We start from the raw sequence: 25114 nt of genomic DNA on the forward strand, positions 1-25114 counted from the left end.
CGCACGAATGAAAGGGCCCCGGAGCGATCCGGGGCCCTTTCCCGTGTCCGGCCTCGTCGGGGGAGGGGGCGGAGGGCGCAACGAGAGAGGGGGTGGATGCCGTGGCATCCACCCCCTCTCTCGCGACGGTGCGGAGTCAGGCGGCGTCGTCGACACCGAGGGTGCCGAGGTACAGACCGATCACCTGCGGGTCGTTCAGGAGCTCGCGGCCCGTACCCTGGTGGGCGTCGCGGCCCTGATCGAGGACGTAGCCGCGGTCGCAGATCTGCAGGCAGCGGCGCGCGTTCTGCTCGACCATGATCGTCGTGACCCCGGCCTTGTTGATGTCGGAGACGCGCAGGAACGCGTCGTCCTGACGGACGGGCGACAGACCCGCGGACGGCTCGTCGAGCAGCAGCACCGACGGATCCATCATGAGTGCCCGACTCATCGCCACCATCTGGCGTTCACCGCCCGAGAGCGATCCCGCGCGCTGCTTGAGCCGCTTGCCGAGCTCCGCGAAGATGCCGGTGACGAACTCGAGCCGCTCTGCGTAGATTCTGGGGTTCTGGTAGAGCCCCATCTGCAGGTTCTCCTCGATCGACAGCGAGGGGAAGACATTGTTCGTCTGCGGGACGAATGCGACACCGCGCTGCACGAGCTTGTCCGCCTTGAGGCCCACGATCGACTCGCCGTTGACCGTGATGTCGCCGCCTCGCACCTTCACAAGGCCGAAGATCGACTTCAGCAGCGTGGACTTGCCGGCGCCGTTGGGTCCGATGATGCCGATCAGCTCGCCCTTGCGGGCGACGAGGTTGGCGGAGTTGATGATGTTGATGCCGGGGAGGTAGCCCGCGTCGAGGTCCTTGACCTCGACGACGATGTCGTCGCTCACTTGTTCTCCTCCTCGGCCTCGGCGATCGCGGCCGCCTCGTCTTCTCTGATCTCTTCGAGCAGCTCCTGGGCCGACTCGTCGAGTTCGCCCGCGACGCGTCCCGTGACGACGCCGAGGTCGACGTCCTGGTGGCTGCCGAGGTAGGCGTCGATGACGGCCTGGTCCTCCATGACGGTGTCGGGCGGGCCCTCGGCGACGACCTTCCCCTCGGCCATGACGACGACCCAGTCGGCGATATGGCGCACCATGTGCATGTCGTGCTCGACGAACAGCACGGTCACGCCGAGGTCCTTCAGGTCGAGGATGTGATCGAGGAGCGACTGCGTAAGGGCCGGGTTGACGCCGGCCATGGGCTCGTCGAGCATGACGAGGTTCGGATCGCTCATGAGGGCGCGCGCCATCTCGAGAAGCTTCCGCTGACCGCCGGAGAGCGATGCGGCGAAGTCCTTCTCCTTGGCATCCAGCTTGAAGCGCGTGAGGAGGCCCCGGGCCTTCTCCTCGTTCACTTCCTCCTGGCGGCGCCAGATCGCCGGGATGAACGACGACCAGAACTTCTCGCCCCTCTGCTTCGGTGCCCCGAGCTTCATGTTCTCGAGCACGGTGAGAAGCGACAGGGCCTTCGTCAGCTGGAACGTGCGCACCTGACCCATTCGGGCCACCTTGAAGGCCGGAATGCCGGCGAGGCTCTTGCCGTCGTACGACCAGGTCCCCGAGTTCGGCTTGTCGAAGCCGCACAACAGATTGAACAGGGTCGTCTTGCCGGCGCCGTTCGGCCCGATGAGAGCCGTGATGGCGTTGCGCGGGATCTCGAGGTGCTCGACGTCGACGGCGGTGAGTCCGCCGAACCGACGCGTCACGCCGTCGATCACCATGATGGGGTCGGTCTTCGCGACCCCGGGGACGGCATCGCCCTGGGCGAGGCCCTGCGCCTTGGGTCGACGGATGCTTCCGGTCGCGGTGGTCACCGGGGCGGCGGCCCCGGCATCCGGAGTCTGGTCACTTGACAAAGGTCATCTCCCTCTTGTCGCCGAGGATGCCCTGCGGCCTGAAGATCACGAGGAGCATGAGCGAGACGCCCACGAGGATGTAGCGGAGCGTGCCCGCCTGGATGTCGGTCATCGGCAGCCAGCCGGCCTTGGCCATCTCGGGAAGGAGGTTGCCGAGGAGGGCCATGACCATCCAGAACAGCACCGCGCCGAGGGACGGCCCGAAGATCGTCGATGCGCCGCCGAGGAGCAGGATCGTCCACAGGAAGAAGGTGAGCGCCGTCGTGTAGCTCGACGGGATGACCGCCGAGGGCAGCACGTAGACGATGCCGCCGAGCGCGCCGATGACACCACCGACGACGAGCGCCTGCATCTTGTACGCGAAGACGTTCTTGCCGAGCGAGCGCACGGCGTCCTCGTCTTCGCGGATGCCCTTCAGCACACGACCCCAGGGGCTGCGCATGAGCGACCAGACGACGACGATCGACAGGGCCAGCATGATGAGGCCGAAGACGACGACCCACAGCTGCTGCTGCGTGAACTGCCACGGGCCGAAGCCGTAGCGCTCGCCCGTGGGCAACGCCGGGAACGGGTTCGACGACTGGAAGCTGCCGTTGTAGTTGCCGAGGCCGTCGGCCGAGTTGGTCCACTCGTCGAACACCTGCGTCGTGAACAGCAGGCGCACGATCTCGGCGGCCGCGATCGTCACGATGGCGAGATAGTCGGCGCGCAGACGCAGGGTCGGGATGCCGAGGATCACGGCGAACACCGCTGCGAGCAGGAGCCCGACGAGCATCGCCAGGTACCACGGCAGCCCGAAGGTGAGGATCGAGATGGCGTACCCGTAGGCGCCGAGGGCCATGAAGCCCGCCATACCGAAGTTGAGCAGGCCGGCGTAGCCGAAGTGAACGGCGAGGCCGGTCGCCGCGAGCGCGTAGGCGATCGTGACGGGGCTCAGCAGGTAGCTGAGCGTGTTGGAGAGGATGGAGCCCCAATCCATGGCGGTCACCCGAGCCTTTCTTTACGACCCAGCAGGCCCTGTGGTCTCACCAGCAGGATGATGATCAGCACGACGAGCGCCCCCGCGTACTTGAGGTCGGACGGGATCCACATCGTCGAGGTCTCGACGACGATGCCGACGATGAGCGAGCCGAGCAGGGCGCCGAAGGCCGTGCCGAGGCCGCCCAGGGTGATCGCCGCGAAGATGAGGAGCAGCATCTGCGTGCCCATGTCCCACCGCACGCCCGGGCGGAAGTACGCCCACAGCACGCCGGAGATCGCCGCGAGCGCGCCGGCGATGATCCACACGATCCGGATGACGCGGTCGACGTTGATGCCCGACGCCGATGCGAGCTGCGGGTTGTCGCTGATCGCGCGGGTCGCCTTGCCGATGCGGGTGCGCAGCAGGAAGAACGCGACGCCGAGGATGACGACGATGCTCACGCCCATCGAGATGAGGTCGATGTAGGAGAGCGAGATCGGACCGAACTCGATCGGGGTCGGGCTCGAGCCGGGCAGCTGCGACGTCGCGCCGCCGGCGAAGAACTGGAACGTGTAGCGCAGTGCGAGCGAGAGACCGATGCTCACGATCATGAGCTGCACGACCCCGAGGCCGCGTCTGCGCAAGGGGCGCCAGAGCGCGGCATCCAACGCGAGCCCGAGAGCCGCGCCGCCCAGAACGGCGGCGAGGATGCCCGCCCACAGAGGGAGCTGCCACACCGTCGAGAAGAGGAGCGTGAGCAGCGCGCCCCACGTCACCATCTCGCCGTGGGCGAAGTTCGACAGACCCGTCGTGCCGTAGATGAGCGCCGCGCCCATCGCCGCGAGGGCGAGGAGGAGACCGAAGTTCAGCCCGTTGACGAGCCGCACGAGCAGTTGATCTCCGAACGACTGCGTGACGCGTTCACCCGCGCCGAGGAACAGGTTCACGATCTTCGTCTTCGTGAGGCCGAACTCGACCTCGAACGAACCCGTCGTGCCCTGCACCGGCTGCAGACCCTCGGGCAGCTGGGAGGGATCGACGATGACGCCGTCGGGAAGGGTGTTCTCGTCGACCGTGAGCGTGTAGGTGTCCTTGTCGGGCACGTACAGGCGCCACTTGCCCTCGGCATCCGTCACGGTCTCCGCGTCGAAACCGCTGCCCTTCACCGACACGGTGACGTCGGGCACCGGCTTCTCTTCGAACGTGATCACCCCGCCGAAGTAGTAGTCGGTCGCCTCCTGATCGCCGCCGGGGGTGTCCGGGGCGGAGGCAGCGAACGCAGCAGTGCCGCTGGTGAGCAGCAGAGCGGCCGCGGCGGTGAAGGCCACGAGGGCCAGCACGATCCACCGCAGTGGGGTTCGCGCGGTGAGGGTCATGGGTCTCAAGAGATCCTCCAGTCCAGCGCACCAGTCGGGTGATGCGGTCGCATCGGCGTTGATGAGACGGTACGAGCGTAATGTGTCGGGCTTGTTTCCGCTCCTCCTTCGCGTGTTTCCGTCGCATGCCTACAACGCCCCGTGATATCACGCGGCGTCCGTCTGGCGCGGCGGCCGGGAATGAACACACGCGCGCGCGACTTAGACTTGTGCATACGCACGCCGCCCGGCCCGCAGGGAGAACACGTGGAGCACAACGACCCGTTCGGCTTCGTCGGACTGACCTATGACGACGTCCTGCTCCTGCCGGGGCACACCGACGTCATCCCGTCCGAGGCCGACACCTCCTCGCGGGTCACCCGCCGCATCACCGTCGCGACGCCGCTGCTGTCGGCCGCGATGGACACGGTCAGCGAAACCCGCATGGCGATCGCGATGGCGCGCGAGGGCGGCCTCGGCATCCTGCACCGGAACCTCTCCATCGCCGACCAGGCCGCGATGGTCGACCAGGTCAAGCGCAGCGAATCCGGCATGATCACCGACCCGATCACGACGACGCCCGACGCGACGATCGAAGAGGTCGACGCGCTGTGCGCGCAGTACCGCATCTCGGGACTGCCGGTCGTGGACGAGGACGGGCGGCTCGTCGGCATCATCACGAACCGCGACATGCGATTCGTCTCCGGCTTCGAGCGTCAGACGACGAGGGTGCGTGACGTCATGACCCGTGAGGGGCTCGTCACCGGCAAGGTCGGCATCGCGGCAGGCGAGGTCATCGCCCTGTTCGCCCAGCACCGCGTCGAGAAGCTGCCGCTCATCGACGACGACGGGCGCCTTGCCGGACTCATCACGATCAAGGACTTCGACAAGAGCGAGAAGTATCCGCTCGCTACGAAGGACGAGCATGGCCGCCTGCGCGTCGGCGCGGCGATCGGCTTCTTCGGCGACGCGTGGGAGCGCGCCGAAGCGCTGCGGGATGCCGGTGTCGACGTCATCGTCGTCGACACCGCCAACGGGCAGTCGCAGGGCGTCATCGACATGGTCCGCCGGCTCAAGGGCGACGAGTCCTTCGCCCACATCGACGTCATCGGCGGCAACGTCGCGACCCGCGAGGGCGCGCAGGCGCTCGTCGACGCCGGAGTGGATGCCGTGAAGGTCGGCGTCGGCCCGGGCTCGATCTGCACGACGCGCATCGTGGCGGGCGTCGGCGTTCCCCAGGTCACCGCGATCTGGGAGGCCTTCCAGGCGGCTCGCGACGCCGGCATCCCGGTCATCGCCGACGGCGGCCTGCAGTACTCGGGCGACATTGCCAAGGCGCTCGTCGCGGGCGCCGACACCGTCATGCTCGGTTCTCTTCTCGCCGGCACCGACGAGTCGCCGGGCGAGATCGTCTTCCAGGGCGGAAAGCAGTTCAAGCTGTACCGCGGCATGGGGTCGCTCGGGGCGATGCAGACGCGCGGCAAGAAGACGTCGTACTCGAAGGATCGCTACTTCCAGGCCGACATCCCCTCCGACGACAAGCTCATCCCCGAGGGCATCGAGGGCCAGGTCGCGTACCGCGGGCCCGTCTCGGCGGTCGCCTACCAGCTCGTCGGCGGACTCCGTCAGTCGATGTTCTACGTCGGGGCGCGCACGATCGAGGAGCTGAAGGCGCGCGGCAAGTTCGTGCGCATCACGGCGGCGGGCCTCAAGGAGAGCCACCCGCACGACGTGCAGATCGTCGTCGAGGCGCCCAACTACAAGCGCTGAGCGGGCGGCCGGCCGGCCCGCCCCGCCGGGCCACGTACTCCGCAGAGTGTCGCGTGCTCCGCATCGGATCTCAGGTTCGGCTGCGGAGTACGTGACATCCTGCGGAGTTCGTCGAGTTCTCCCCAACGGCGTTCTCGCCGAAACCGTCCACAGATCGGGGGGAGGGTGGCATCCCGGCGGCGCGACCGCGCGAGGATGCCTGCCATGCGTCCCTCACCCGCGTTCCCCCTGACCGACGTCGCGTGCCATCGTGAGCAGCTCCACGCCGCGGGATACTCCGACCGCGACCTGCGTTCTTTCGTGCGCCAGGGTGACATCGAGGTCTTCCGACGGTCGTGGTTCGTCGGACGCGAAGCCGGCGACGATCTCCGCGAGGCTGCGCGCCGGGGTGGCCGGCTGACCTGCACGTCGCTCGCGCGGCGCCGCGGATGGTGGATGCCGGAGGGCATTTCTGCGGACCCTCATCTGCACTTCGTTCCCGGGAGCACGGGTCTGCGGCTCGCGGAGACGTGGGTCGGGGTCGCCCATTGGACGCGCCCGATCGTGCCGGTGGAGCGCTCGTTGATTGCGGGCGTGGAGGACGCCCTGGCACATCTCGCTCTCTGTTTGCCGAGGGAGCAGGCGCTCGTCGTCTGGGAGGCGGCGTGTCGCGTCGAGGCGATCGCGCCGGAGGCCTTGCGGAGGGTGCGATGGGCCTCGCGCGCGGCTCTCGAGCTGGCCGCGGAGGTGAACGGACTGGCCGACTCCGGACTCGAAGTGCTCGTCTGCGCGCCGCTTCGGCGCCTGCGCCTGCAGGTGCGTCAACAGGTGGTGCTCGCGGGCAAGCCGGTCGATGTTCTCGTGGGGAGGTGGCTCGTCGTGCAGATCGACGGGTGGGCCCATCACTCGAGTTCGGCCCAGCGATCCAAGGACATCGCGCACGACGCCGAGCTGCGTCTGCGCGGCTACACCGTGCTGCGGTTCTCGTACGCGCAGGTCGTGCACGATCGCGACGGCGTTCTGCGGACGATCCGGCGCGCGCTTGCCGCCGGGCTGCACACCGACTCCGCACGATGACACGTACTCCGCATCGAACGGGGGCGGCGGGTGCGGAGTACGCGACAATCTGCGGAGTACGTGCGGGCGGGGCGGGGTGCGCGGGGCCGCGCGTCAGCGCAGGCGGAAGGCGGGTGCCGCACGTGCGGCGGGGTCGAGCGCGAGCGCGGCGAGCGTCGCTCCCACACCGGGCGCGAACTTGAAGCCCTGGCCGGAGAAGCCCGCGCCGATGACGACGGGGCCGACCCGGTCGAGTACGAACGCCTCGTCGGGGCTCGTCGTGTAGGTGCACGAGATCGGCACGGCGCTATCGGGGTCGAGCCCGGGGAACCACTCGCGCACGTAGTCGCGGAGCTCGCGCTGCCGCGTGGGGCGGTGCGGGCGCGCGTCGGGGTCGACCTCGTCGCCGATGCCGTGGAAACCCACTTTCACGCCCTCGCCGGGCGTCGGCATGCCGTACACGTTCGCGGGCTGCGTCGCCGGCGCGACGAAGTGGTTGAACGACGGCCACGGTCCCGGCAGAGTCGGCGCGAAGTGCGCGGGGGTCTCCTCCGTGACGCGCAGCGGCGGCAGCGGGATGCCGGGACCCGCGCCCGCGCCGATCAGCCCGGTCGTCCACGCCCCGGCGGTGACGACGGCGACGTCCGCGCGCAGCGCGCCGGCATCCATCACGACGTCGACGCCGTCGGCATCGGGGGAGAGGCCGCGCACTCGCGTGTTCCAGCGCACCTCGCCGCCCGCCGCGACGACGCGCCGCTCGAGCTCGCGCAGCGCTGCAGCCGCGCGCGCCACTCCGGCATCGGGCGAGTGCAGCACGACATCGTCGAAGCGCATGCCCGGCCATCGCCGGGCCGCCTCCGCTCCCGTCAGCAGCTCGGTGGGGATGCCGCGCTCCGCCAGGCGCGCGGCGATGCCGGTGAGTGCGCCCCGAGCCCCAGCCTCGATGTCGGCGCCCGGCCAGGCGGCATCCGCCGGCGCGGCGCCGAGCGCGGCACCCGGCCCGTGCGATACGAGGCCGTGCCGGCGCAACAGCGGCTCACCGTCGACATCGCCGAGCGCATCCCAGCCCTCGCGGGCGAGAGCGAGCAGATCGAGGTAGTGCGCCTCGGCGTACGCGTTGTTGTAGTTGCGGGTCTCGCCGTGCGATGCGCCCTCGTGGTGGCCGCGGGCGAAGCGCTCGAGCACGATCGGGCGCTCGCCGCACCGGCTCAACTGCCACGCCGTCGCGAGGCCCATGACGCCGCCGCCGATGATCACGATCCGCACCCGCCCATCCTCCCGCGCCCGGCGCCGGCACGCTAACCTGACCCCGTGAGACGCGCATACGGACACCCGTCGGGGGGCGAGCACGACACCCACGACCCGAGCGTCACGCGCACCGAGGCCTACACCGACGCCGTCTTCGCGATCGCCGCGACGCTCCTCGTCCTCGACCTCACGACGTCCTCCCTCGGTGACGTCCACTCCGACGGCGAGCTGTGGGCGGCGCTCGGAGCCCTGTGGCCGAACCTGATGTCGTTCGGCGTCAGCTTCGTGCTCTTGAGCGGGATGTGGATGATCCATCTGCGCCAGTTCCGCGACATCCGCACCGTGGACTCCACGCTCCTCTGGCTCAACAACGCCCGGCTGCTGTTCGTCGTCCTGATTCCGTTCACGACGGCGCTCACGTCCGAGTACAACGACTACTACGCGGGCCGCGTGCTGTTGCCGGTCGACTTCTTCCTCGTGGCACTGTTCGGCCATCTGTCGTGGCGGTGGGCGGCGGCACGCGGCGGGCATCTGATGACCGCGGACGCGTACGCCGCCCGTGCCGTCGGTGCCGCGGGCGGTCTCGCCGCTGTCACCTGCGCGGCGATCGCCGTGGCGGCGTCGCCGTGGATCGGATCCTTCGCGTTCTTCGCGTTCCTGCTCAACGCTCCCCTGGCCGCTCTCCTCCAACGTGGCAGCCGCCCCGGCCGCGGCGCCGGGACCACCGCCGGGTAGGCTGAACACGTGACCATGGAGATCGAGCTCGGCCGCGCCAAGCGCGCCCGCCGGGCGTACGCGTTCGACGACATCGCGGTCGTGCCCTCCCGGCGCACCCGCAACCCCGAGGATGTCTCGACGGCCTGGTCGATCGACGCTTTCGGGTTCGACATCCCCGTGCTCGGCGCGCCGATGGACTCCGTGATGAGTCCCGCCACGGCGATCATGCTCGGTCAGCTGGGCGGCCTCGGCGTGCTCGACCTCGAGGGCGTGTGGACGCGCTACGAGAACCCCGCGCCGCTTCTCGCCGAGATCGCTTCGCTGCCGGATGCCGAGGCGACCCGCCGCATGCAGGAGCTCTACGCCGAGCCCATCAAGCCCGAGCTCGTGCGCGACCGCCTCGCGGAGGTCCGCGCGGGCGGCGTCACGGTCGCCGGCGCCCTCACCCCGCAGCGTACGCAGGAGCTCTACGAGACCGTCGTCGCCGCCGGCGTCGACCTCTTCGTCATCCGCGGCACGACCGTGTCGGCCGAGCACGTCTCGAGCGATGCCGAGCCGCTCAACCTCAAGAAGTTCATCTACGACCTCGACGTCCCCGTCATCGTCGGCGGCGCCTCGACCTACACGGCGGCGCTGCACCTCATGCGCACGGGCGCGGCAGGTGTGCTCGTCGGGTTCGGGGGCGGCGCGGCCTCCACCACGCGCGCGACCCTCGGCATCCACGCGCCCATGGCGACGGCTGTCGCCGACGTCGCCGGCGCGCGCCGCGACTACCTCGACGAGTCGGGCGGTCGGTACGTGCACGTCATCGCCGACGGCGGCGTCGGCACGTCGGGCGACATCGTGAAGGCGCTCGCGATGGGGGCGGATGCCGTCATGCTGGGCGTCGCCCTCGCGCGCTCGACCGACGCGCCCGGCCAGGGCTTCCACTGGGGACCCGAGGCACACCACGCGAAGCTCCCTCGCGGCAAGCGCGTCGAGGTCGGCCAGGTCGGTCCGCTCGAGCAGATCCTGTACGGTCCCGCACCCGTGGCCGACGGCACCGCCAACCTCATCGGCGCGCTCCGCAAGTCGATGGCGACGACCGGCTACTCGGACCTCAAGGAGTTCCAGCGCGTCGAGGTCGTCGTCGCGCCCTACTCCGCGAACAGATGACCCTCGCCTCGCCCGACGCCTCGGCGGCCGCGCCGATTCCGGAGGTCTTCCCGCCCACCCTGCGCGAGGTCATGCTGCGCCCGTGGTGGATCGGGATGCTGCTGTTCGCCCTCCTCGTCGCGGCGGTGTTCGCCTGGCTCGGGCAGTGGCAGCTCGGTCGCGCGATCGACACGAACCCGCCGCCTCCCGGGGCGACCGAGCAGGTGCAGCCGATCGCCGCCGTCACCGCGCCGGGGGAGTACCTGCCCGAGCCTCTCGTAGGGCAGCGGGTCGAGGTCGCGGGGACATTCGTCGCGGGCGACTTCCTCGTGGTGTCGTCGCGGTTCAACGACGGCCAGGAGGGGTACTGGGTCACGGGTCAGCTCCGCGTCGACCCCGCGTCCGCCGGGGCTGACGCACCGACGTCGCTCGCCGTCGCGATCGGCTGGGCGGCGACCCGCGAGGCGGCGGACGCCGCGGCATCCGCCCTCGACGCCGCCGCCACCGACGGCACCGCGGAGCGTGCCGTGAGGCTCACCGGCCGCCTCATCTCCGACGAAGGCCCCGTGCGGCCCGGCACCGGGCGGCCCGCCACCGAGATGACCCGCATGTCTCCGGCCGCGCTGCTCGGCTGGTGGCACGACACCGACGGCCTGAACGTCTACCGGCCGTACCTCGTCGCCGACGGCACGCCCGACCTACCGCCGGGGCTCGTCGCGATCGACTCGCCCGCACCGACCGAGGGCTCGAACGTCAACTGGCTGAACATCTTCTATGCCGTCGAGTGGGCGATCTTCGCCGGCTTCGCGTTCTACATGTGGTACCGGCTGGCCAAGGATGCCTGGGAGAAAGAGGTCGAGGCGCTCGAGGAGGCTCGGGCCCCTGTGCCGAGCGACCACGAGGGCCCGCCCCCCGCCGACGACTAGACTGGGCTCCATGCCTCAGCCCAAGCTCGCCACGTTTCCGGCGATCCGCGGAGCGCTGCGTTTCTACCAGGTCGCGTCGGTGATCACCGGCGTCATGCTGCTGTTGCTGTGCACCGAGATGATCATCAAGTACGCCCTCGGCTACGAGCTCTTCGCCGGCGGCTCGGGGGGCCTGCTCTGGTTCGCGCCCGTCGTCGAGACGGCCACCGGCCACGAGTCGACCGGTGACGGGGTGAACCTGAGCCTCGGCATCCTGATCGCCCACGGCTGGTTCTACGTCGTCTATCTCTTCGCGTGCTTCCGCGTGTGGAGCCTCATGCGCTGGGGCTTCGTGCGCTTCGTGACGCTCGCCCTCGGCGGCATCGTGCCGCTCCTGTCGTTCTTCATGGAGGCCCGCGTCGCCCGCGAGGTCAAGGCGTACCTCGCCGAGCGCGAGGCCCGCGAGGCATCCACCCCTGCTCCCGCCACGGAAGGCATCCGGTGACCACTCAGACCGAGACCGCCCAGCGTCCCGTCCTCGTCGTCGACTTCGGCGCGCAGTACGCGCAGCTCATCGCCCGGCGCGTGCGCGAAGCGGGCGTCTACAGCGAGATCGTGCCGCACACGGCGACCGCGGCCGAGGTCGCGGCCAAGGAGCCCGTCGCGCTCATCCTCTCCGGCGGTCCGTCGTCGGTCTACGAAGACGGCGCGCCGTCGCTCGACCCCGGCATCCTGCAGCTCGGCGTGCCGACGCTCGGCATCTGCTACGGCTTCCAGGTCATGGCCCAGCAGCTGGGCGGCACCGTCGCCAACACGGGGCTGCGCGAATACGGGGCGACGGATGCCACAGTCACCGGCGCCGGCGGCGTGCTGCTGGAAGGCCAGCCCGCCGAGCAGAACGTGTGGATGAGCCACGGCGATCAGGTCTCGGCCGCGCCCGAGGGCTTCGAGGTGCTCGCCTCGACCTCGGCGACGCCGGTCGCGGCGTTCGGAAACGCGGAGAAGTGCTTCTACGGCGTGCAGTGGCACCCCGAGGTGAAGCACTCCGACTACGGCCAGGACGTCATCGTCAACTTCCTGCACAAGGCGGCGGGCCTGCCCGCCGATTGGAACAGCGGCAACGTCATCACGGAGCAGGTCGCGCGCATCCGCGCGCAGGTGGGCACCGGCCGCGTGCTCTCGGCGCTCTCCGGCGGTGTCGACTCCGCCGTCTCCACCGCGCTCGTGCACGAGGCGGTCGGCGACCAGCTCGTCGCCGTCTTCATCGACCACGGCCTCCTCCGCAAGGGCGAGCGCGAGCAGGTCGAGAATGACTACGTGGCATCCACGGGCGTCCGCCTCATCACGGTCGACGCGCGCGAGACGTTCCTCGACGCCCTGGCGGGTGTCAGCGACCCCGAGCAGAAGCGCAAGATCATCGGACGCGAGTTCATCCGCGCGTTCGAGAAGGTGCAGCAGGAGCTCATCGCCGAGGCGGCAGCCGAGGGCGATCCGATCCGCTTCCTCGTGCAGGGCACGCTCTACCCCGATGTCGTGGAGTCCGGCGGCGGTACGGGCACCGCGAACATCAAGAGCCACCACAACGTGGGCGGCCTTCCCGAAGACCTGCAGTTCGAGCTCGTCGAGCCCTTGCGGACCCTCTTCAAGGACGAGGTGCGCCAGATCGGGCGCGACCTGGGCCTGCCCGAGGCGATCGTCGCGCGACAGCCCTTTCCGGGCCCCGGCCTCGGCATCCGGATCGTGGGTGAGGTCACCGCTGACCGCCTCGAGATCCTGCGTGACGCCGACGCCATCGCCCGTGAGGAGCTGACGAAGGCGGGCCTGGACGGCGAGATCTGGCAGTGCCCCGTCGTGCTTCTCGCCGACGTGCGCTCGGTGGGCGTGCAGGGCGACGGTCGCACGTACGGGCATCCGATCGTGCTGCGGCCGGTCTCGTCGGAGGACGCGATGACCGCTGACTGGACGCGTCTGCCCTACGACGTGCTGTCGAAGATCTCGAACCGCATCACCAACGAGGTGCGCGAGGTCAACCGCGTGGTGCTCGATGTGACGTCGAAGCCCCCGGGGACGATCGAGTGGGAGTGACCTCCGCGAGGGGATGAACGGATGCCGGGGCTGATGCCTCGGCATCCGTCGTCTGCGCCGGGCTCAGGCGCGCACGAACTCCGCAGAAACGTACGAACTCCGCATCCGATCGGAGAAAAGGATGCGGAGTTCGCGTCGATCTGCGGAGTACGTGACTCCGCAGAGGGTCAGTTGTTGCCGCGGAGAATCGCGATGAGGCGCAGGATCTCGACGTAGAGCCAGACGACGGTCACCATGATGCCGAAGGCGCCGAGCCAGCCGTACTGACGGGGGGCGCCGTTGCGCACGCCCTGCTGGATCGAGTCGAAGTCGAGCACGAGCGAGTAGGCCGCCATGATGACGACCAGCACACCGATGATGACGCCGAGCGGGATGCCGGCGATCGTGTAGTTCGACAGCATGCCGAAGGGGCCGCCCGAGCCGGCGGGGAACGCGCCGAACATCATCATGACGACGTTGATGAGGGAGAAGACGAGGTAGCCGATCATCGCGATCATGAAGACCTTCGTGGCCTTCTTGGACGCGCGGACCTTGCCGCTCGCGAAGAGGGCGAGCGTCACGCCGACGACGGAGAGCGTGGCGAGGGTCGCCTGCACGACGATGCCGGGCCACATGTACTCGAAGAACGCCGAGATGCCGCCGATGAAGAGACCCTCGAAAGCCGCGTAGGCGAAGATCAGCGCGGGGCGGACCTTCTTGCGCGACGTGAAAGTGATGACCATCGCGAGGACGAAGCCGCCGAGCGCACCGATCATCCACGGCAGGATGCTGACGTTGCTCGGGTTGGCGGGAGTGACGCCGGCCATCGTCCAGATCCAGCCGACGGCGGCGGTGACAAGAAGGATCGCGAACAGGCTCACCGTCTTGATGACGGTGTCCTCGACGGTCATGCGTCCGGTGTCGACGGACCCGGCTGAGGGAGCTGCGAACGCGCCCTCGAGCTGCGCCTGGGCGGCGAGGTCGGCCGCCTGGTGCGACGAGGTCGCGAACGAGGTCTGGGCAGCCGGCGGGGTCAGCCCGGGGCGCTGTTCTTGGAACGCGGGGTTGGCGAATGCGGGATTGCTGCTCGAGGCCATGGTGGTCTCACTCCAATGCGAAGGATGCCGCGGGTTTTCCTGCGGTATTACAGCCTATCGCGGGTGCCGAGGTGTGGTACGGCGCGCCGCTGTGAGCACGCTATGAACGCATGGTCGAGCGGGGTGTCGCGCCCTGCGGTGACTAGCCTGGGGGGATGCCGCGACGTCATCCCCTCGTGATCGGACACCGCGGCGCACCGGGGTATCGCCCCGAGCACACCCGCTCGTCCTACGACCTCGCTCTCGCCCTCGGCGTCGATGCGGTCGAGCCCGATGTCGTGTTCTCGCGCGACGGCGTGCTCGTCGTGCGCCACGAGAACGAGATCGGCTCGACGACGGACGTCGCCGCGCACCCCGAGTTCGCCGACCGCCGCACGACGAAGACCGTCGACGGCGTCGCGCACGAAGGCTGGTTCACCGAGGACTTCACGTGGGCCGAGCTGCAGACGCTGCGGTGCCGGGAGAGACTCCCGAAACTCCGGGCGGGCAGCGCGAGCTTCGACGACACGCAACCGCCGCTGCGGCTCGCGGATGTGCTCGCGCTCGTTCGCGCGGCATCCCTCGACCAGGGGCGCGAGATCGGCGTCGTGCTCGAGATCAAGCACGCCACGTCGTTCGGGGCGCTCGGTTTCGACGTCGCCGGGACGATCGCCGCCGAGTTGCGCGCGGCCGGGTGGGCCGACGGGGCGCTTCCGCTCGTCATCGAGTCGTTCGAGTCGACCGTGCTCGCGCAGGTGCGCGCTCACGGCATCCGCGGATCGTACGTGTACCTGCTCGAGGCGGCCGGGCGGCCGTACGACCTCGTGACTGCGCGCGGCCCGAGTGCCCAGACGTACGCCGCGCAGGCGGCTCCCGCCGGCCTCGACGCCCTCGCGGGCGTCGTGGACGGCATCAGCGTCGACAAGCGCATGATTCTCGCTCCCGACCGTCTGGGCAGGGCGACCGGGCCCTCGCGCGTCGTCGACGACGCGCACGCGCGGGGCCTGCGCGTCTTCACGTGGACATGCCGCCCGGAGAACGCGTTCCTCGTGCCCCAGTTCCGCAGCGGTCGCGACAAGAGCGCCTTCGGCGACTACGCCGCGGAGTGGCAGATCATCGCGGATGCCGGTGTCGACGGCGTCTTCGCCGATCACCCCGACCTCGCGCTCGCCTTCTTCCGCTGAGGGTGCCTTCGTTCGCCGCGAGGGTGCGTTCGTTGGCCGCGAAGGTGCTTTCGTTTGGCGCGAGGGTGCTTTCACCCGCGCACCCTCGGCGGGAAGGAGTGCACCCTCGGCGGGAAGGAGTGCACCCTCGGCGGGAAGGAGTGCACCCTCGGCGGGTCCGGGCCGGGCCCGTAGGGTGGGGCCATGGAGTCCCCCGGAATCGTCGCCTCGGGTGTCCGCCGCTCTTTCGGCGCCGTCCACGCCGTCCGCGACGTGAATCTGACCGCACGCGCCGGTGCCGTCACAGGTCTCGTCGGCCCGAACGGCTCGGGCAAGACGACGCTGCTGCTCATGCTGGCATCCCTCCTCGCTCCGGATGCCGGCACCGTGCGGATCGGCGGCATCGACCCGCTGGTCGACGCCGCCGGGGTGCGCGCGATCACGGGGTGGATGCCCGACGCGCTCGGGGCGTGGCCGTCGCTCACGGCCCGCGAGACGCTCGTGACGACCGGTCGACTGTACGGCTTCGATCGCGCACGCGCCGAGCACGGCGCCGCGCGCCTGCTCGACGAGTTGGGGCTGCGCGAGCTCGCCGATACCCCCGCCCGGGTCTTCTCGCGCGGGCAGAAGCAGCGCCTGGGACTCGCCCGCGCGCTCGTGCACGATCCGCGAGTCCTCCTCCTCGACGAACCCGCCTCGGGACTCGACCCGCAGGCGCGCGTCGAACTGCGCACGCTCCTCCGACGCCTCGCAGCGGAGGGTCGCACGATCCTCATCTCGAGCCACATCCTGTCCGAGCTCGACGAGGTCGTCGACGACGCCGTCTTCCTCTCGGAAGGGGCGACCGTCTCGTCCGAGAGGGTCGCCGCGGCCGCGACGCGCCTGCGCACGTGGCGGATACGGCTCGCCGACCGAGATGCCGCGGCCGCAGCGGCACCGGTCGCCGAGGCGCTCGGGCTGGATCCGGCGGCCATCCCGGTCGATCGCCGCGACCTCCTCGTGTCGATCGACTCCGACGCGTCCGCGGCATCCGCCCTCGCCGCGCTCGTGGCCGCCGGCCTGCCCGTGGCGGAGTTCGCGGCGGCGACGGGCCTGCTCGAGCACACTTTCCTCGACCTCGAAGGAGGCCGCCCGTGAACCTCGCCCGCATGTGGACGATCGCCCGGCTCGAGCTCCTTCAGCGGGTGCGCGCCGTCTCGTGGTACGTGCTGCTGGGTGTATTCGGCCTGATCCTGCTCGGTGTCACGGCGCTCTCCCTGCTCGCCTTCGGCGGGTGGGCGGGCGGCGGTCCAGGCGTCTTCTCGGCCGTCGTGTGCGTCACGCTTCTGCTCGCGCTCCTCGTCTCTCCGACCCTGAGCGGCAACAGCATCAACGGCGATCGGGATGCCGCGACGCTCGCCCCCGTGCAGGTGACGCTCGCCACGACGGGGGAGATCCTCATCGGCAAGTTCGTCGCCGCGTGGATCACAGGGCTCGCCTTCGTCGCCGTCGCGGCGCCGTTCCTGCTCGTCGCGATGATCGCGGGCGGCACGAACCCCGCGGTGGTCGTGGTCGCGCTCGTCGTCCTCGTCGTCGAGATCGGCGTCGTCGGGGCGATCGGAGTCGCGCTCTCCGGCATCCTCGCGCGACCGCTCTTCTCCGTCGCGGTCACCTATCTTCTCGTCGCGGCGCTGTCGGTCGGCACGCTCATCGGGTTCGGTCTGATCGGCTCGGCGCTTTCGAGTGAGGCCGTGTCGAAGAGCCGCTCGTTCGACTACGACGAGATGGGATTCCCGAAGTGCCAGGACGGCGGCGGCGGGTGCGAGGGCAGGCTCGACCAGATGGTCTGCGGCGAGTGGACGACCTCTACCTACCGCGTGCCCCGATTCGACCGCGTGTGGTGGATGCTCTCGTCGAACCCGTTCGTCATCCTCGCCGACGCGACGCCCACGACATTCGACGTCAACGGCAATCCCGACGATGTGTTCGGCTGGATCAAGACGTCGGCGCGGTCCGCGCAGATCCCGCCCGACCTCGCGCCTGTCTGGGACGGCTGCGACCCCGCATTGTACGAGGGCGGCGGGGCGGGCTACACGACCCCCGAGCAGACCGTCGCTGAGACCGTGCCCAGCTGGTTCGTCGGACTCGGTGTGCAGGTCGCGCTCGCCGCGCTGCTGCTGTGGTGGGCGTGGGCGCGTACCCGGACGCCGTCGCGTGCGCTCCCGCCCGGAACCCGCATCGCCTGACGCGACGGGGCGCGAACGAGTGCACCCTCGGCGCGAACGAGTGCACCCTCGGCGCGAACGAGTGCACCCCCGGCGCGAACGAGTGCACCCTCGGGGAGAAAGAGTGCACCCTCGGGGATGAGGATCCTCTCATCCTGGGGAGTGAGGGGTTCCGTCTTCATGCAGGGGATGCATAGCCTCCTTTCAGCCACTTCCTACCCCCGGAGTGCGCTCTCCCCTGCACGAAAGGCGGACCCCCTTGCAACGACGCATCCTGGCGGTGATCGGAGCGACCCTGCTCACGCTCCCCGCATCCGCAGCCCTGGCGGCGACGCCCGACGACGACCCCGGTGCGCGCTTCTCGGCGTCGTCCTCGCGCGGCGCGATCGACTCGTCCTATACGGCGGGCGCCATCGGCCCGGACGGCCACGTGATCGTCGTCATCGAGATGGAGGGAGACCCCGTCGCCGTCGTCGAGGCTGAGAGCGGTCGCGAACTCAGCGAAGGCGAGCGCGACGACGTCAAGTCGACGCTCACCGATGCGCAGAGCGAGGTCGTGGAGACGGTCGAGAGCACGGGTGGCGAGGTGCAGGCGCAGATGGCGTCGGCGTACAACGGGGTTCAGGCATCCGTTCCCGCCGATCAGCTCGACGCGGTGGCGGAGCTGCCGGGCGTCGTCGCCGTACATCCGGTGCGCCGCTACTCCATCGACAACTCCGTGTCGGTGCCGTTCCTGGGCGTGCCCGAGGTGTGGCAGAACACCGGATACACCGGCCAGAACATCAAGGTCGGCATCATCGACACCGGCATCGACTACACGCACGCGACGTTCGGCGGCCCCGGCACGCCCGAGGCGTACGAGGCGGCGCATGCGGCGGCCGACCAGCCCGCCGACCCAGCCCTCTACGGCCCCGACGCCCCGCGCGTGAAGGGCGGCGTCGACCTCGTCGGCGACGACTACAACGCCGATCCGTCGAGCGCGAGCTACCAGCCGGTGCCGCACCCCGACGAGAACCCGCTCGACTGCCAGGGCCACGGCTCGCACGTCGCCGGGACGGCCGCCGGGTCCGGCGTCCTCGCCGACGGCGCCGGATACACCGGCCCTTACGACGCCTCCACGCCGTCGAACACCTTCCGCGTCGGCCCGGGCGTCGCACCGCAGGCCGACCTCTACGCCATCCGCGTCTTCGGCTGCGACGGCTCGACGGACGTCGTCGTCCCGGCGCTCGATTGGGCGGTCGACAACGGCATGGACGTCGTGAACCTCTCGCTCGGCTCGTCCTTCGGACGCGGAGACGACCCGGATGCCGTGGCCGCCGCCAACGCCGTCGGCGCGGGCGTCGTCGTCGTGGCGTCCGCCGGCAACGCGGGGCACAGCCCCTATCTGACCGGCTCGCCCGGGTCGGGCGACGGTGTGATCGCGGTGTCGGCGGTCGACAGCGCCGAGGGCTTCCCCGGCGCGACCGTCACGGTCGACGGGCAGGCGGTCGAGGCCATCAACGCCAACGGAGCGTCCCTCGATGGCCTCGGTGATCTCACCGTCGTGCGCCTCGTCGACGACCCCGCGACGCCCGAGAACGAAGCGATCGGCTGCTCGGTGGAGGCCTATACGAAGGCGGGTGTGACAGCGGACGGGAACCAGCTCGCGGTCTCGGAGCGCGGCTCGTGCGCGCGCGTCGCGAAGGCGATCTACGCGCAGCAGGCGGGCGCCGCGGCAGCCCTCATGGTCAACTCGACCGACGACCTGCCGCCCTATGAGGGACAGATCACCGAGAACGCCGACACGGGCGAGCCCTATCTCGTCACGATCCCGTTCCTCGGTGTCCGCTCCTCGAACGGATCCCTGTTCACGACCGGCGCGACCGTCTCGCTCGCGGCGGCGCAGATCGCGAACCCCGGATTCCGTGCCTACGCGTCGTTCACCTCGTCGGGCCCCCGCTCGGGTGACAGCGCCGTGAGCCCCGACGTCGCCGCTCCCGGTGTCTCGATCTCGTCGGCCGCGGTCGGTTCCGGCAACGGCGCGGCCGTCCTCTCCGGAACGTCGATGGCCGCTCCGCACGTCGCCGGTGTCGCGGCGCTGTCGGCGCAGGCGCACCCGGAGTGGAGCGCGCCGCAGCTCGCGGCATCCGTCGTCTCCACCGCCGACCCCGACAAGGTCGTCGGCGAGAGCATCACGATCGGAGGCCTCGGGCTCGTGGATGCCGCGCAGGCCGTCGCCACGACGGTCACGGCGACCGGCGACGCGTTCCGCACCGAGAGCGGCTGGGCCCGCGAGGCTGCACTGAGCTTCGGCTTCCAGGAGTCGCCGCTCGGCTTCGGCGGCATCAAGACGGTGACGGTCCGCAACGACGGCCCGGCGCCGGTGACGTACGACGTCTCGACGACGCCGTCGGCGCAGTCGCTGAAGGCGCGGGTGTTCCTCTCCTCGTCGTCGATCACGGTCGCGCCGGGCAGCTCGGCGAAGATCCTCCTGACGGTGGGCGCCGCGGCGAAGGACGTGCCGAGTTCCGTCGGCGGGGCCGACCAGTTCGCGTACTACGAGATCTCCGGCGACATCACGCTGACCTCGGCGGACTCGACCCTGCGGGTGCCCTACCTGCTGGTTCCGCGCTCCTCGAGCACGGTCTCGAGCGCGACGCCCGCCCTCTTCACGAAGAAGCAGAAGGTCGCCGACGCCACGAAGAAGATCTCGCTGTGGAACCTCTTCGGCGCGCAGCCGAGCGCCGGAGCGGACGTCTATACGTGGGGGCTGTCGGATGAGAAGGATGCCGCGGCATCCCTCGCGGACACCGGATACGACCTGCGTGCCGCCGGCGTGCAGTCGTTCGGCAGTGGAGACGACGCGCTCGCGGTGTTCGCCGTGAACATGCATAGGCGCTGGTCCAACGCGGCGAGCAACGAGTACGACGTCCTGATCGATAGCGATCGCGACGGGTCTGCGGATTGGATCGTGCTGTCGGCCGACTCGGGCGCCGTCCGTGCGGGCGACACCAACGGCATCGCCGAAGTGTTCATCGTGGACGCGAAGACGGGCGCCCTCGGCGCGAGCGGATTCCTCACACAGGCGCCGACCGATTCGTCGACGATGCTGCTGCCCGTGTACCTCGCCGACCTCGGCATCACGGGGGCGTTCGACTACACGGTGCAGACGTACGGTGTGAACGGCGGGACGGATGCCGCGTCGGGCTGGGCCACCTACGATCCGTCCGCACCGGCGATCACGAACGGCCAGTACGTCGATGTCGCGCAGCACCGCACCGCATCGGTCGAGGTGAAGGTGAACGCGGCCCAGGTCGAGGCGCAGAAGCCGCTCGGGTCGATGGTCGTCGTGATGGACAACCCGTCGGGCGCGAGCGAGGCGCTGCTGGTGAAGCTCAAGTAGGGGCCGGCGGCGATGCCCCCAAGCTCAGCGCGTGCTCAGCGCGTGCAGAGCTTGGGGGCATCGCCCGTTCCGAAGCGGTAGTCGTACGTCTGCCCGCCCGCCGTCACGACGACGCGCAGCCCGTCGACGAGCGCCTGCGTGTACGACTGGCCGGGCGTCGGGCAGCCCAGCGAGGAATCGCTGAAGGTGACGGCCTCGGCGGAGAGGAGTTCGGGGGATTCGGACACGCCTCGCCCCGCGAGGTCGGCCGCGAGCGCGTCCCACTTCGCCGCCGGCACGTCGGTAGGGGTGCCCGTCGGCGCCGCGGAGGAAACCGGGCCGGGCGTCGTGGTCTGGAACGGCGGGCGGGCGCTCGGCGTCGTCCTGCTCATGGACTCTCCCTGCGGGTTCGTGGAGGGCGCGCACGCTGCGAGGCCGAGCCCAGCCGTGACGATCGCGGCCAGAGCGAGCGCGATCACGCGGGTGCGCATGCTGTCCTCCTCGACTCGGATGCCCCGATGCTAGAGCCGCGACCTGCGAATCGGCGGGGAGTGCGAGAGAGTACGAGAGAGGAGAGGGCCGTGGGAGGGGGAGCGGATCGCGCTCGCGACGCTCGTCTGGCTCCTGTTCTTTCCGAACTCGGTGTACCTCATCACCGAGCTGAACCTCAGCCACCGCGAGGACGGCCCGACGCCCGTGCCGCTCTGGTACGACATCGTCCAGACGCTCGCCCTGACCATCTCGGGGATCGCGAACGCGGTGCTCAGCCTCGCGATCCTGCAGACGGTGCTGATCGTCCTCTTCATCGATCCCGCGCGCCCCGCCGTGCCCGCGTCGAGCTGGGCGTTCGCGGTGGTGGTGATCGTGCTGGGTGCGGTGGGCGTCTACCTCGGGCGGTACTTGAGGTTCAACAGCTGGGACGTGCGGCATCCCCTCGGCATGCTCCGCAAGCTCGCGGCGCACTTCCGCGTGCGGGGGAAGGCGCTCGAGGCGTTCGCTTTCGTCGTCACGCACGCGCTGCTGATCACACTCATCTACGTGCCGGTCTACGCGCTCGCGGCCGCTTCGCTGTTTTCCGCGCGCTGACGCGACCGGAGCTCAGGGCGAGTCAGTCCCAGTCGAGGTAGTCCTCGATGAACCACGACGTCTCGCCGGGGTGCGTCACGGGGAAGAGGTGCCCGGCGCCCTCGACCTGCTTGAGGCTCGCAATGGCAGGGGCGGATGCCACGAGCCGCTCGCTCACGGCGAGGGGCGTCACGTCGTCGTCGGTGCCGTGGATGACGAGCACCGGGATGTCGTCGACGAGGTCGCCGTCGACGTCTTCCGGAGCCATCAGGAGGACGCCGTTGACGCGATCGTGGTGGCCGAGCGCGACCGCGCGCGCGACGGTGCCGCCGAAGCCGTGGCCGCCGATCCAGGAATGCTCGAGCCCCACGGCATCCATGATGTCGACGACCGCCTGCGCGAGGCCGCTCACGTCCGCGGTCACGGCGAGAGGGGCGAGACGCAGCACGCGGAAGTCCTCCTCGACGAGGATCGAGGCGAGCGTGCCGAGCGAGGCGATGTCCTGCCCCGTCTCGGGGATCAGGACGAGCGCGGGACCCGCGCCCTCGTCGATGTAGGCGATGGCGCGGCCATCGGGATCGAACGTCGAGATCGTCGCGGTCGTCATGGCATCCAGTCTCCCATGCGGCTGCCGCGGGGTCGCAGAATCAGTCTGGATCTACGCGGGTTGTGTCCATATGGTGTCCACGAAAGAACCCGTCCGCCGCGCCGGTCGATTGGCCGCTGAGTGCCGGGCTCACGTGCTCGCCTGATCTGTGAGGCAGCGATCGCGGCGTTTGACGCAGCCCCCGGGTGTCGATCGGTCGATGCCTGCCAGGGGGCGGATGACCCGAAAGTCTCGAGAGTTGACTCGAGTAGATCTACTCGAGTAGCATCTCGATATCGGTCGCACAGCCGCGACCGATCCCCGAGTCCTCTAGGTGGGAATACATGAGCCACTCAGCGCCGCGATCAGTGCAGCACGCGTCGGACGATCCGCGTACCTTCGTGCTCGACACGGACATCGGCACGGATGTCGACGACCTTCTCGCGCTGTCCATGATCCTCGGGTCGCCGAGCCTCAACGTCGCGGCGATCACGACCGTATACGGAGACGTCGCTCTGCGCGCCCGCATCGTCGCCAAGGCCTACTCGGTGGCAGGCATTGCCGCACCGCCGATCGCCCCGGGTCTGGCGCAGACTCTGTCGGGGCGGGAGGTGTGGTGGCCCGGCCACGAGGGGTCGACGATCGCCGACCTCGACGCTCAGACCTACGCATCCCCGGAGACGGCCCTCGAGCTCCTGGCGGGCAGCGCAACCATCGCGGCCATCGGGCCGCTCACGAACATCGCCGCCGCCGTGGCCCAGCCAGGACATCGCATCGAACAGGTGCTCATCATGGGCGGCGAGTTCGACCGCGGCATCGTCGAGCACAATATCCGGTGCGATATCACCGCCGCCGACGAGCTCTTCCGCTCGGGCGTGCCGGTGCTCGCGGTCGGCCTCGAACAGACCGAGCGCGTGCGACTCGGCCGCGCCGAGCTCGATCGCATCGGTGTTGCCGGACCCCTCGGCGAGATGGTCAGCGCAGAGATGCGCCGATTCTGGGACTTTGCGTCGCAGGACTACAACGTGCCGCACGATCCCATCGCCGTGCTCACGCTAGCCCGGCCCGACCTGTTCGAGGTCGCACGCGGCATCGTCACGGTGCACGCGGAGGGCGTCACCACGTTCACCCCCGATGTCGACGGGCCGCATTCCATCGTCGTCGACACGGACGTGGACGCGGTGGCCGCCGAGATCATCGAGCGCATCCTGGCTGCCGCTGCCGTCGGCGCCCCCACACAGTCGTAATCACTCCGGCACACCACTCAACGAGGAGAAGCACACATGCGGAAGTTCACAACCCGACTGGGGGTCATCACCGGATCCGTCGTCATCGGACTGGCGATCGCCGGTTGTTCCGGCCCGACCAGCGCGGGAGGGGACGCCGACGGCGAGAAGGTCACGCTGACCTTCGCCAACGCCGACCCGGCTGAGACCTGGGCCACCGTCATTGCGGCGTTCGAGAAGGACCACCCGAACATCACGATCAAGCAGCTCAACATCCCCTACGCCCAATACACCAGCACCATCAACCAGCGGCTCGGCGGTGGGGGCGGCGGCATCGATGTGATGGTCGTCGACGCCGGCGGCGCCGCCGTCGACTGGACCAACCGGGGCTTCCTCGCGGATCTCGACGACATGAAGGATGAGGCGATGAAGGCCGCGGTCTCCGAGTCGATGGTCACGGCCCGCGAGGTCGACGGCACTCTCCGTGCCATCGAACCCTGGACGACGTCGCAGTTCCTGTACTACAACACCGACGTGCTGGATGCCGCGGGCGTGGACGCTCCGCCGAGCGACCCTGAGTCGCCGTGGACTTACGAAGAGCTGACGGATGCTGCCCGCAAGGTGCAAGCGGCTGGTGTGACCGAGTATCCGTTCCTGTTCGACCAGTGGGACAGCTATTACCAGTTCCAGATGGTGGGTGTCTCGGCGGGAGGCGGAGACGGAATCGACGAGGACGGTGTCGTCGACTTCTCCAACCCGGGCTGGCAGAAGGCCCTCACCTGGTACCACGACCTGTTCGAAGAGGGGCTCTCGCCCCGGGGGATCACGAACGACAAGAACGGCGCTCTCTTCCAGACGGGCAAAGCGGCATTCATGATCTCCGGCCCGTGGGGCGTGGCGGTCAACGAGGCCGGTGACATCAACTGGGGAGTGGCGCCCGCGCCGTACTTCGAGGGCGGCGAGGCCGCCACGTCCACCGATTCGTGGGGTGTCGGAATCGCGGCCAAGAGCGCCAACATGGATGCCGCCAAGGAATTCCTGCACTACATCACGATCGACCCGACGGGCAACGCCAAGTCCGCCGAGGTGGCCGGCATCACGCCGACGCAGAAGGATGCGTACAAGGCGTACGCCGATAAGGTGAGCGCTGTCGCGGGGGACGCTTCTGCTCCCTTCGGAACGATCATGGAGTTCCAGCTCCAGAACAACGCCGTGCACCGCCCGGTTGTCGTGGGGTACAGCGTCTTCGAACCGGGTGCGAACCAGATGCTCTCCGACATCCGCAACGGCTCCGACCCCCAGGAACGCGCCGCGCAGGCCGACGACGAGATCACTGCACAGATCGACCGACTGAAGTAGGAAT

General features: G+C 69.6%; 22 protein-coding genes. 14 read left to right on the top strand and 8 right to left on the bottom strand.

The features are described from left to right. Nucleotides 1–136: 136 nt before the first annotated feature. From WFI52_RS03785 to WFI52_RS03800, 4 genes are read right to left on the bottom strand one after another with little or no spacing between them, the layout of a single operon-like run. Nucleotides 137–874: an ABC transporter ATP-binding protein gene (locus tag WFI52_RS03785; RefSeq protein ID WP_336626054.1), complete on the bottom strand. Its 738-nt coding sequence runs from the start codon at nucleotides 872–874 to the stop codon at nucleotides 137–139. Continuing rightward, nucleotides 871–1881, bottom strand: coding sequence for an ABC transporter ATP-binding protein (locus tag WFI52_RS03790; protein ID WP_442927683.1), 1011 nt, complete (start codon nucleotides 1879–1881; stop codon nucleotides 871–873). Before WFI52_RS03790 ends, WFI52_RS03785 begins: the two co-directional genes overlap by 4 nt. After that, nucleotides 1871–2860, bottom strand: a complete 990-nt coding sequence (locus WFI52_RS03795) for a branched-chain amino acid ABC transporter permease (RefSeq protein WP_336626092.1) — start codon at nucleotides 2858–2860, stop codon at nucleotides 1871–1873. Before WFI52_RS03795 ends, WFI52_RS03790 begins: the two co-directional genes overlap by 11 nt. A gap of 5 nt (nucleotides 2861–2865) precedes the next feature. Next, entirely contained in the window at nucleotides 2866–4218 is a 1353-nt protein-coding gene (locus WFI52_RS03800; protein WP_336626053.1) for a branched-chain amino acid ABC transporter permease, read from the bottom strand. A gap of 246 nt (nucleotides 4219–4464) precedes the next feature. Here WFI52_RS03800 and guaB point away from each other — a divergent pair, with 246 nt between their 5' ends. Together guaB and WFI52_RS03810 are read left to right on the top strand one after the other, a co-directional pair. Then, nucleotides 4465–5967, top strand: a complete 1503-nt coding sequence (gene guaB, locus WFI52_RS03805) for an IMP dehydrogenase (protein ID WP_336626052.1) — start codon at nucleotides 4465–4467, stop codon at nucleotides 5965–5967. 204 nt (nucleotides 5968–6171) lie between these two features. Next, nucleotides 6172–7023, top strand: a complete 852-nt coding sequence (locus WFI52_RS03810) for an endonuclease domain-containing protein (protein ID WP_336626051.1) — start codon at nucleotides 6172–6174, stop codon at nucleotides 7021–7023. 93 nt (nucleotides 7024–7116) lie between these two features. On the opposite strand, the gene WFI52_RS03815 is transcribed toward WFI52_RS03810, so the two are convergent. Next, nucleotides 7117–8268: an FAD-dependent oxidoreductase gene (locus WFI52_RS03815; protein WP_336626050.1), complete on the bottom strand. Its 1152-nt coding sequence runs from the start codon at nucleotides 8266–8268 to the stop codon at nucleotides 7117–7119. A 45-nt stretch (nucleotides 8269–8313) separates the two neighbouring features. Between WFI52_RS03815 and WFI52_RS03820 the strand changes: the two genes are divergently transcribed. The 5 genes from WFI52_RS03820 (at nucleotide 8314) to guaA (ending at nucleotide 13091) form a co-directional block, all read left to right on the top strand. Next, nucleotides 8314–8985, top strand: coding sequence for a TMEM175 family protein (locus tag WFI52_RS03820; RefSeq protein WP_336626049.1), 672 nt, complete (start codon nucleotides 8314–8316; stop codon nucleotides 8983–8985). Between the two features lie 15 nt (nucleotides 8986–9000). Further along, the gene (locus tag WFI52_RS03825) at nucleotides 9001–10122 is read left to right on the top strand and encodes a GuaB3 family IMP dehydrogenase-related protein (RefSeq protein WP_336626091.1); all 1122 of its coding nucleotides are present in this window, start codon (nucleotides 9001–9003) and stop codon (nucleotides 10120–10122) included. Nucleotides 10123–10193: 71 nt separating this feature from the next. Next, nucleotides 10194–11027, top strand: coding sequence for an SURF1 family protein (locus tag WFI52_RS03830; RefSeq protein ID WP_442927700.1), 834 nt, complete (start codon nucleotides 10194–10196; stop codon nucleotides 11025–11027). Nucleotides 11028–11037: 10 nt separating this feature from the next. Then, nucleotides 11038–11511, top strand: a complete 474-nt coding sequence (locus tag WFI52_RS03835) for a DUF3817 domain-containing protein (RefSeq protein WP_336626047.1) — start codon at nucleotides 11038–11040, stop codon at nucleotides 11509–11511. Beyond that, nucleotides 11508–13091 carry a glutamine-hydrolyzing GMP synthase gene (gene guaA, locus WFI52_RS03840; protein WP_336626046.1) on the top strand — a complete coding sequence of 528 codons (1584 nt, stop codon included), beginning with the start codon at nucleotides 11508–11510 and terminating at the stop codon, nucleotides 13089–13091. The genes WFI52_RS03835 and guaA overlap by 4 nt, the downstream gene beginning before the upstream one ends. A 167-nt stretch (nucleotides 13092–13258) precedes the next feature. Here guaA and WFI52_RS03845 read toward each other — a convergent pair whose 3' ends face one another. Further along, nucleotides 13259–14167 (bottom strand): Bax inhibitor-1/YccA family protein, encoded by a 909-nt coding sequence (locus tag WFI52_RS03845; RefSeq protein WP_336626045.1) that lies wholly within the window; start codon nucleotides 14165–14167, stop codon nucleotides 13259–13261. Nucleotides 14168–14322: 155 nt separating this feature from the next. On the opposite strand from WFI52_RS03845, the gene WFI52_RS03850 reads away from it, so the two are divergent. From WFI52_RS03850 to WFI52_RS03865, 4 genes are all read left to right on the top strand, one after another. Beyond that, complete coding sequence (locus WFI52_RS03850) at nucleotides 14323–15330, top strand: glycerophosphodiester phosphodiesterase family protein (RefSeq protein WP_336626044.1); 1008 nt, start codon at nucleotides 14323–14325, stop codon at nucleotides 15328–15330. Nucleotides 15331–15513: 183 nt separating this feature from the next. Then, complete coding sequence (locus WFI52_RS03855) at nucleotides 15514–16446, top strand: ABC transporter ATP-binding protein (RefSeq protein WP_336626043.1); 933 nt, start codon at nucleotides 15514–15516, stop codon at nucleotides 16444–16446. Next, nucleotides 16443–17534: an ABC transporter permease gene (locus WFI52_RS03860; protein ID WP_336626042.1), complete on the top strand. Its 1092-nt coding sequence runs from the start codon at nucleotides 16443–16445 to the stop codon at nucleotides 17532–17534. Before WFI52_RS03855 ends, WFI52_RS03860 begins: the two co-directional genes overlap by 4 nt. A 238-nt stretch (nucleotides 17535–17772) precedes the next feature. Beyond that, nucleotides 17773–20895 carry a S8 family peptidase gene (locus WFI52_RS03865; protein WP_336626041.1) on the top strand — a complete coding sequence of 1041 codons (3123 nt, stop codon included), beginning with the start codon at nucleotides 17773–17775 and terminating at the stop codon, nucleotides 20893–20895. A 35-nt stretch (nucleotides 20896–20930) separates the two neighbouring features. On the opposite strand, the gene WFI52_RS03870 is transcribed toward WFI52_RS03865, so the two are convergent. Then, the gene (locus tag WFI52_RS03870; RefSeq protein WP_336626040.1) at nucleotides 20931–21365 is read right to left on the bottom strand and encodes a hypothetical protein; all 435 of its coding nucleotides are present in this window, start codon (nucleotides 21363–21365) and stop codon (nucleotides 20931–20933) included. 49 nt (nucleotides 21366–21414) lie between these two features. Here WFI52_RS03870 and WFI52_RS03875 point away from each other — a divergent pair, with 49 nt between their 5' ends. Next, the gene (locus WFI52_RS03875) at nucleotides 21415–21960 is read left to right on the top strand and encodes a DUF1361 domain-containing protein (RefSeq protein WP_442927701.1); all 546 of its coding nucleotides are present in this window, start codon (nucleotides 21415–21417) and stop codon (nucleotides 21958–21960) included. A 22-nt stretch (nucleotides 21961–21982) separates the two neighbouring features. Here WFI52_RS03875 and WFI52_RS03880 read toward each other — a convergent pair whose 3' ends face one another. Next, the gene (locus WFI52_RS03880) at nucleotides 21983–22546 is read right to left on the bottom strand and encodes an alpha/beta fold hydrolase (RefSeq protein ID WP_336626039.1); all 564 of its coding nucleotides are present in this window, start codon (nucleotides 22544–22546) and stop codon (nucleotides 21983–21985) included. 323 nt (nucleotides 22547–22869) lie between these two features. On the opposite strand from WFI52_RS03880, the gene WFI52_RS03885 reads away from it, so the two are divergent. Both WFI52_RS03885 and WFI52_RS03890 read left to right on the top strand, forming a co-directional pair. Then, the gene (locus WFI52_RS03885; RefSeq protein ID WP_336626038.1) at nucleotides 22870–23772 is read left to right on the top strand and encodes a nucleoside hydrolase; all 903 of its coding nucleotides are present in this window, start codon (nucleotides 22870–22872) and stop codon (nucleotides 23770–23772) included. Between the two features lie 36 nt (nucleotides 23773–23808). After that, the gene (locus tag WFI52_RS03890) at nucleotides 23809–25110 is read left to right on the top strand and encodes a sugar ABC transporter substrate-binding protein (protein ID WP_336626037.1); all 1302 of its coding nucleotides are present in this window, start codon (nucleotides 23809–23811) and stop codon (nucleotides 25108–25110) included. The last annotated feature ends 4 nt before the right edge of the window (nucleotides 25111–25114 follow it).

Origin of the sequence: Microbacterium sp. MMO-20 (assembly GCF_037147735.1) — a bacterium.
Lineage (GTDB): Bacteria > Actinomycetota > Actinomycetes > Actinomycetales > Microbacteriaceae > Microbacterium.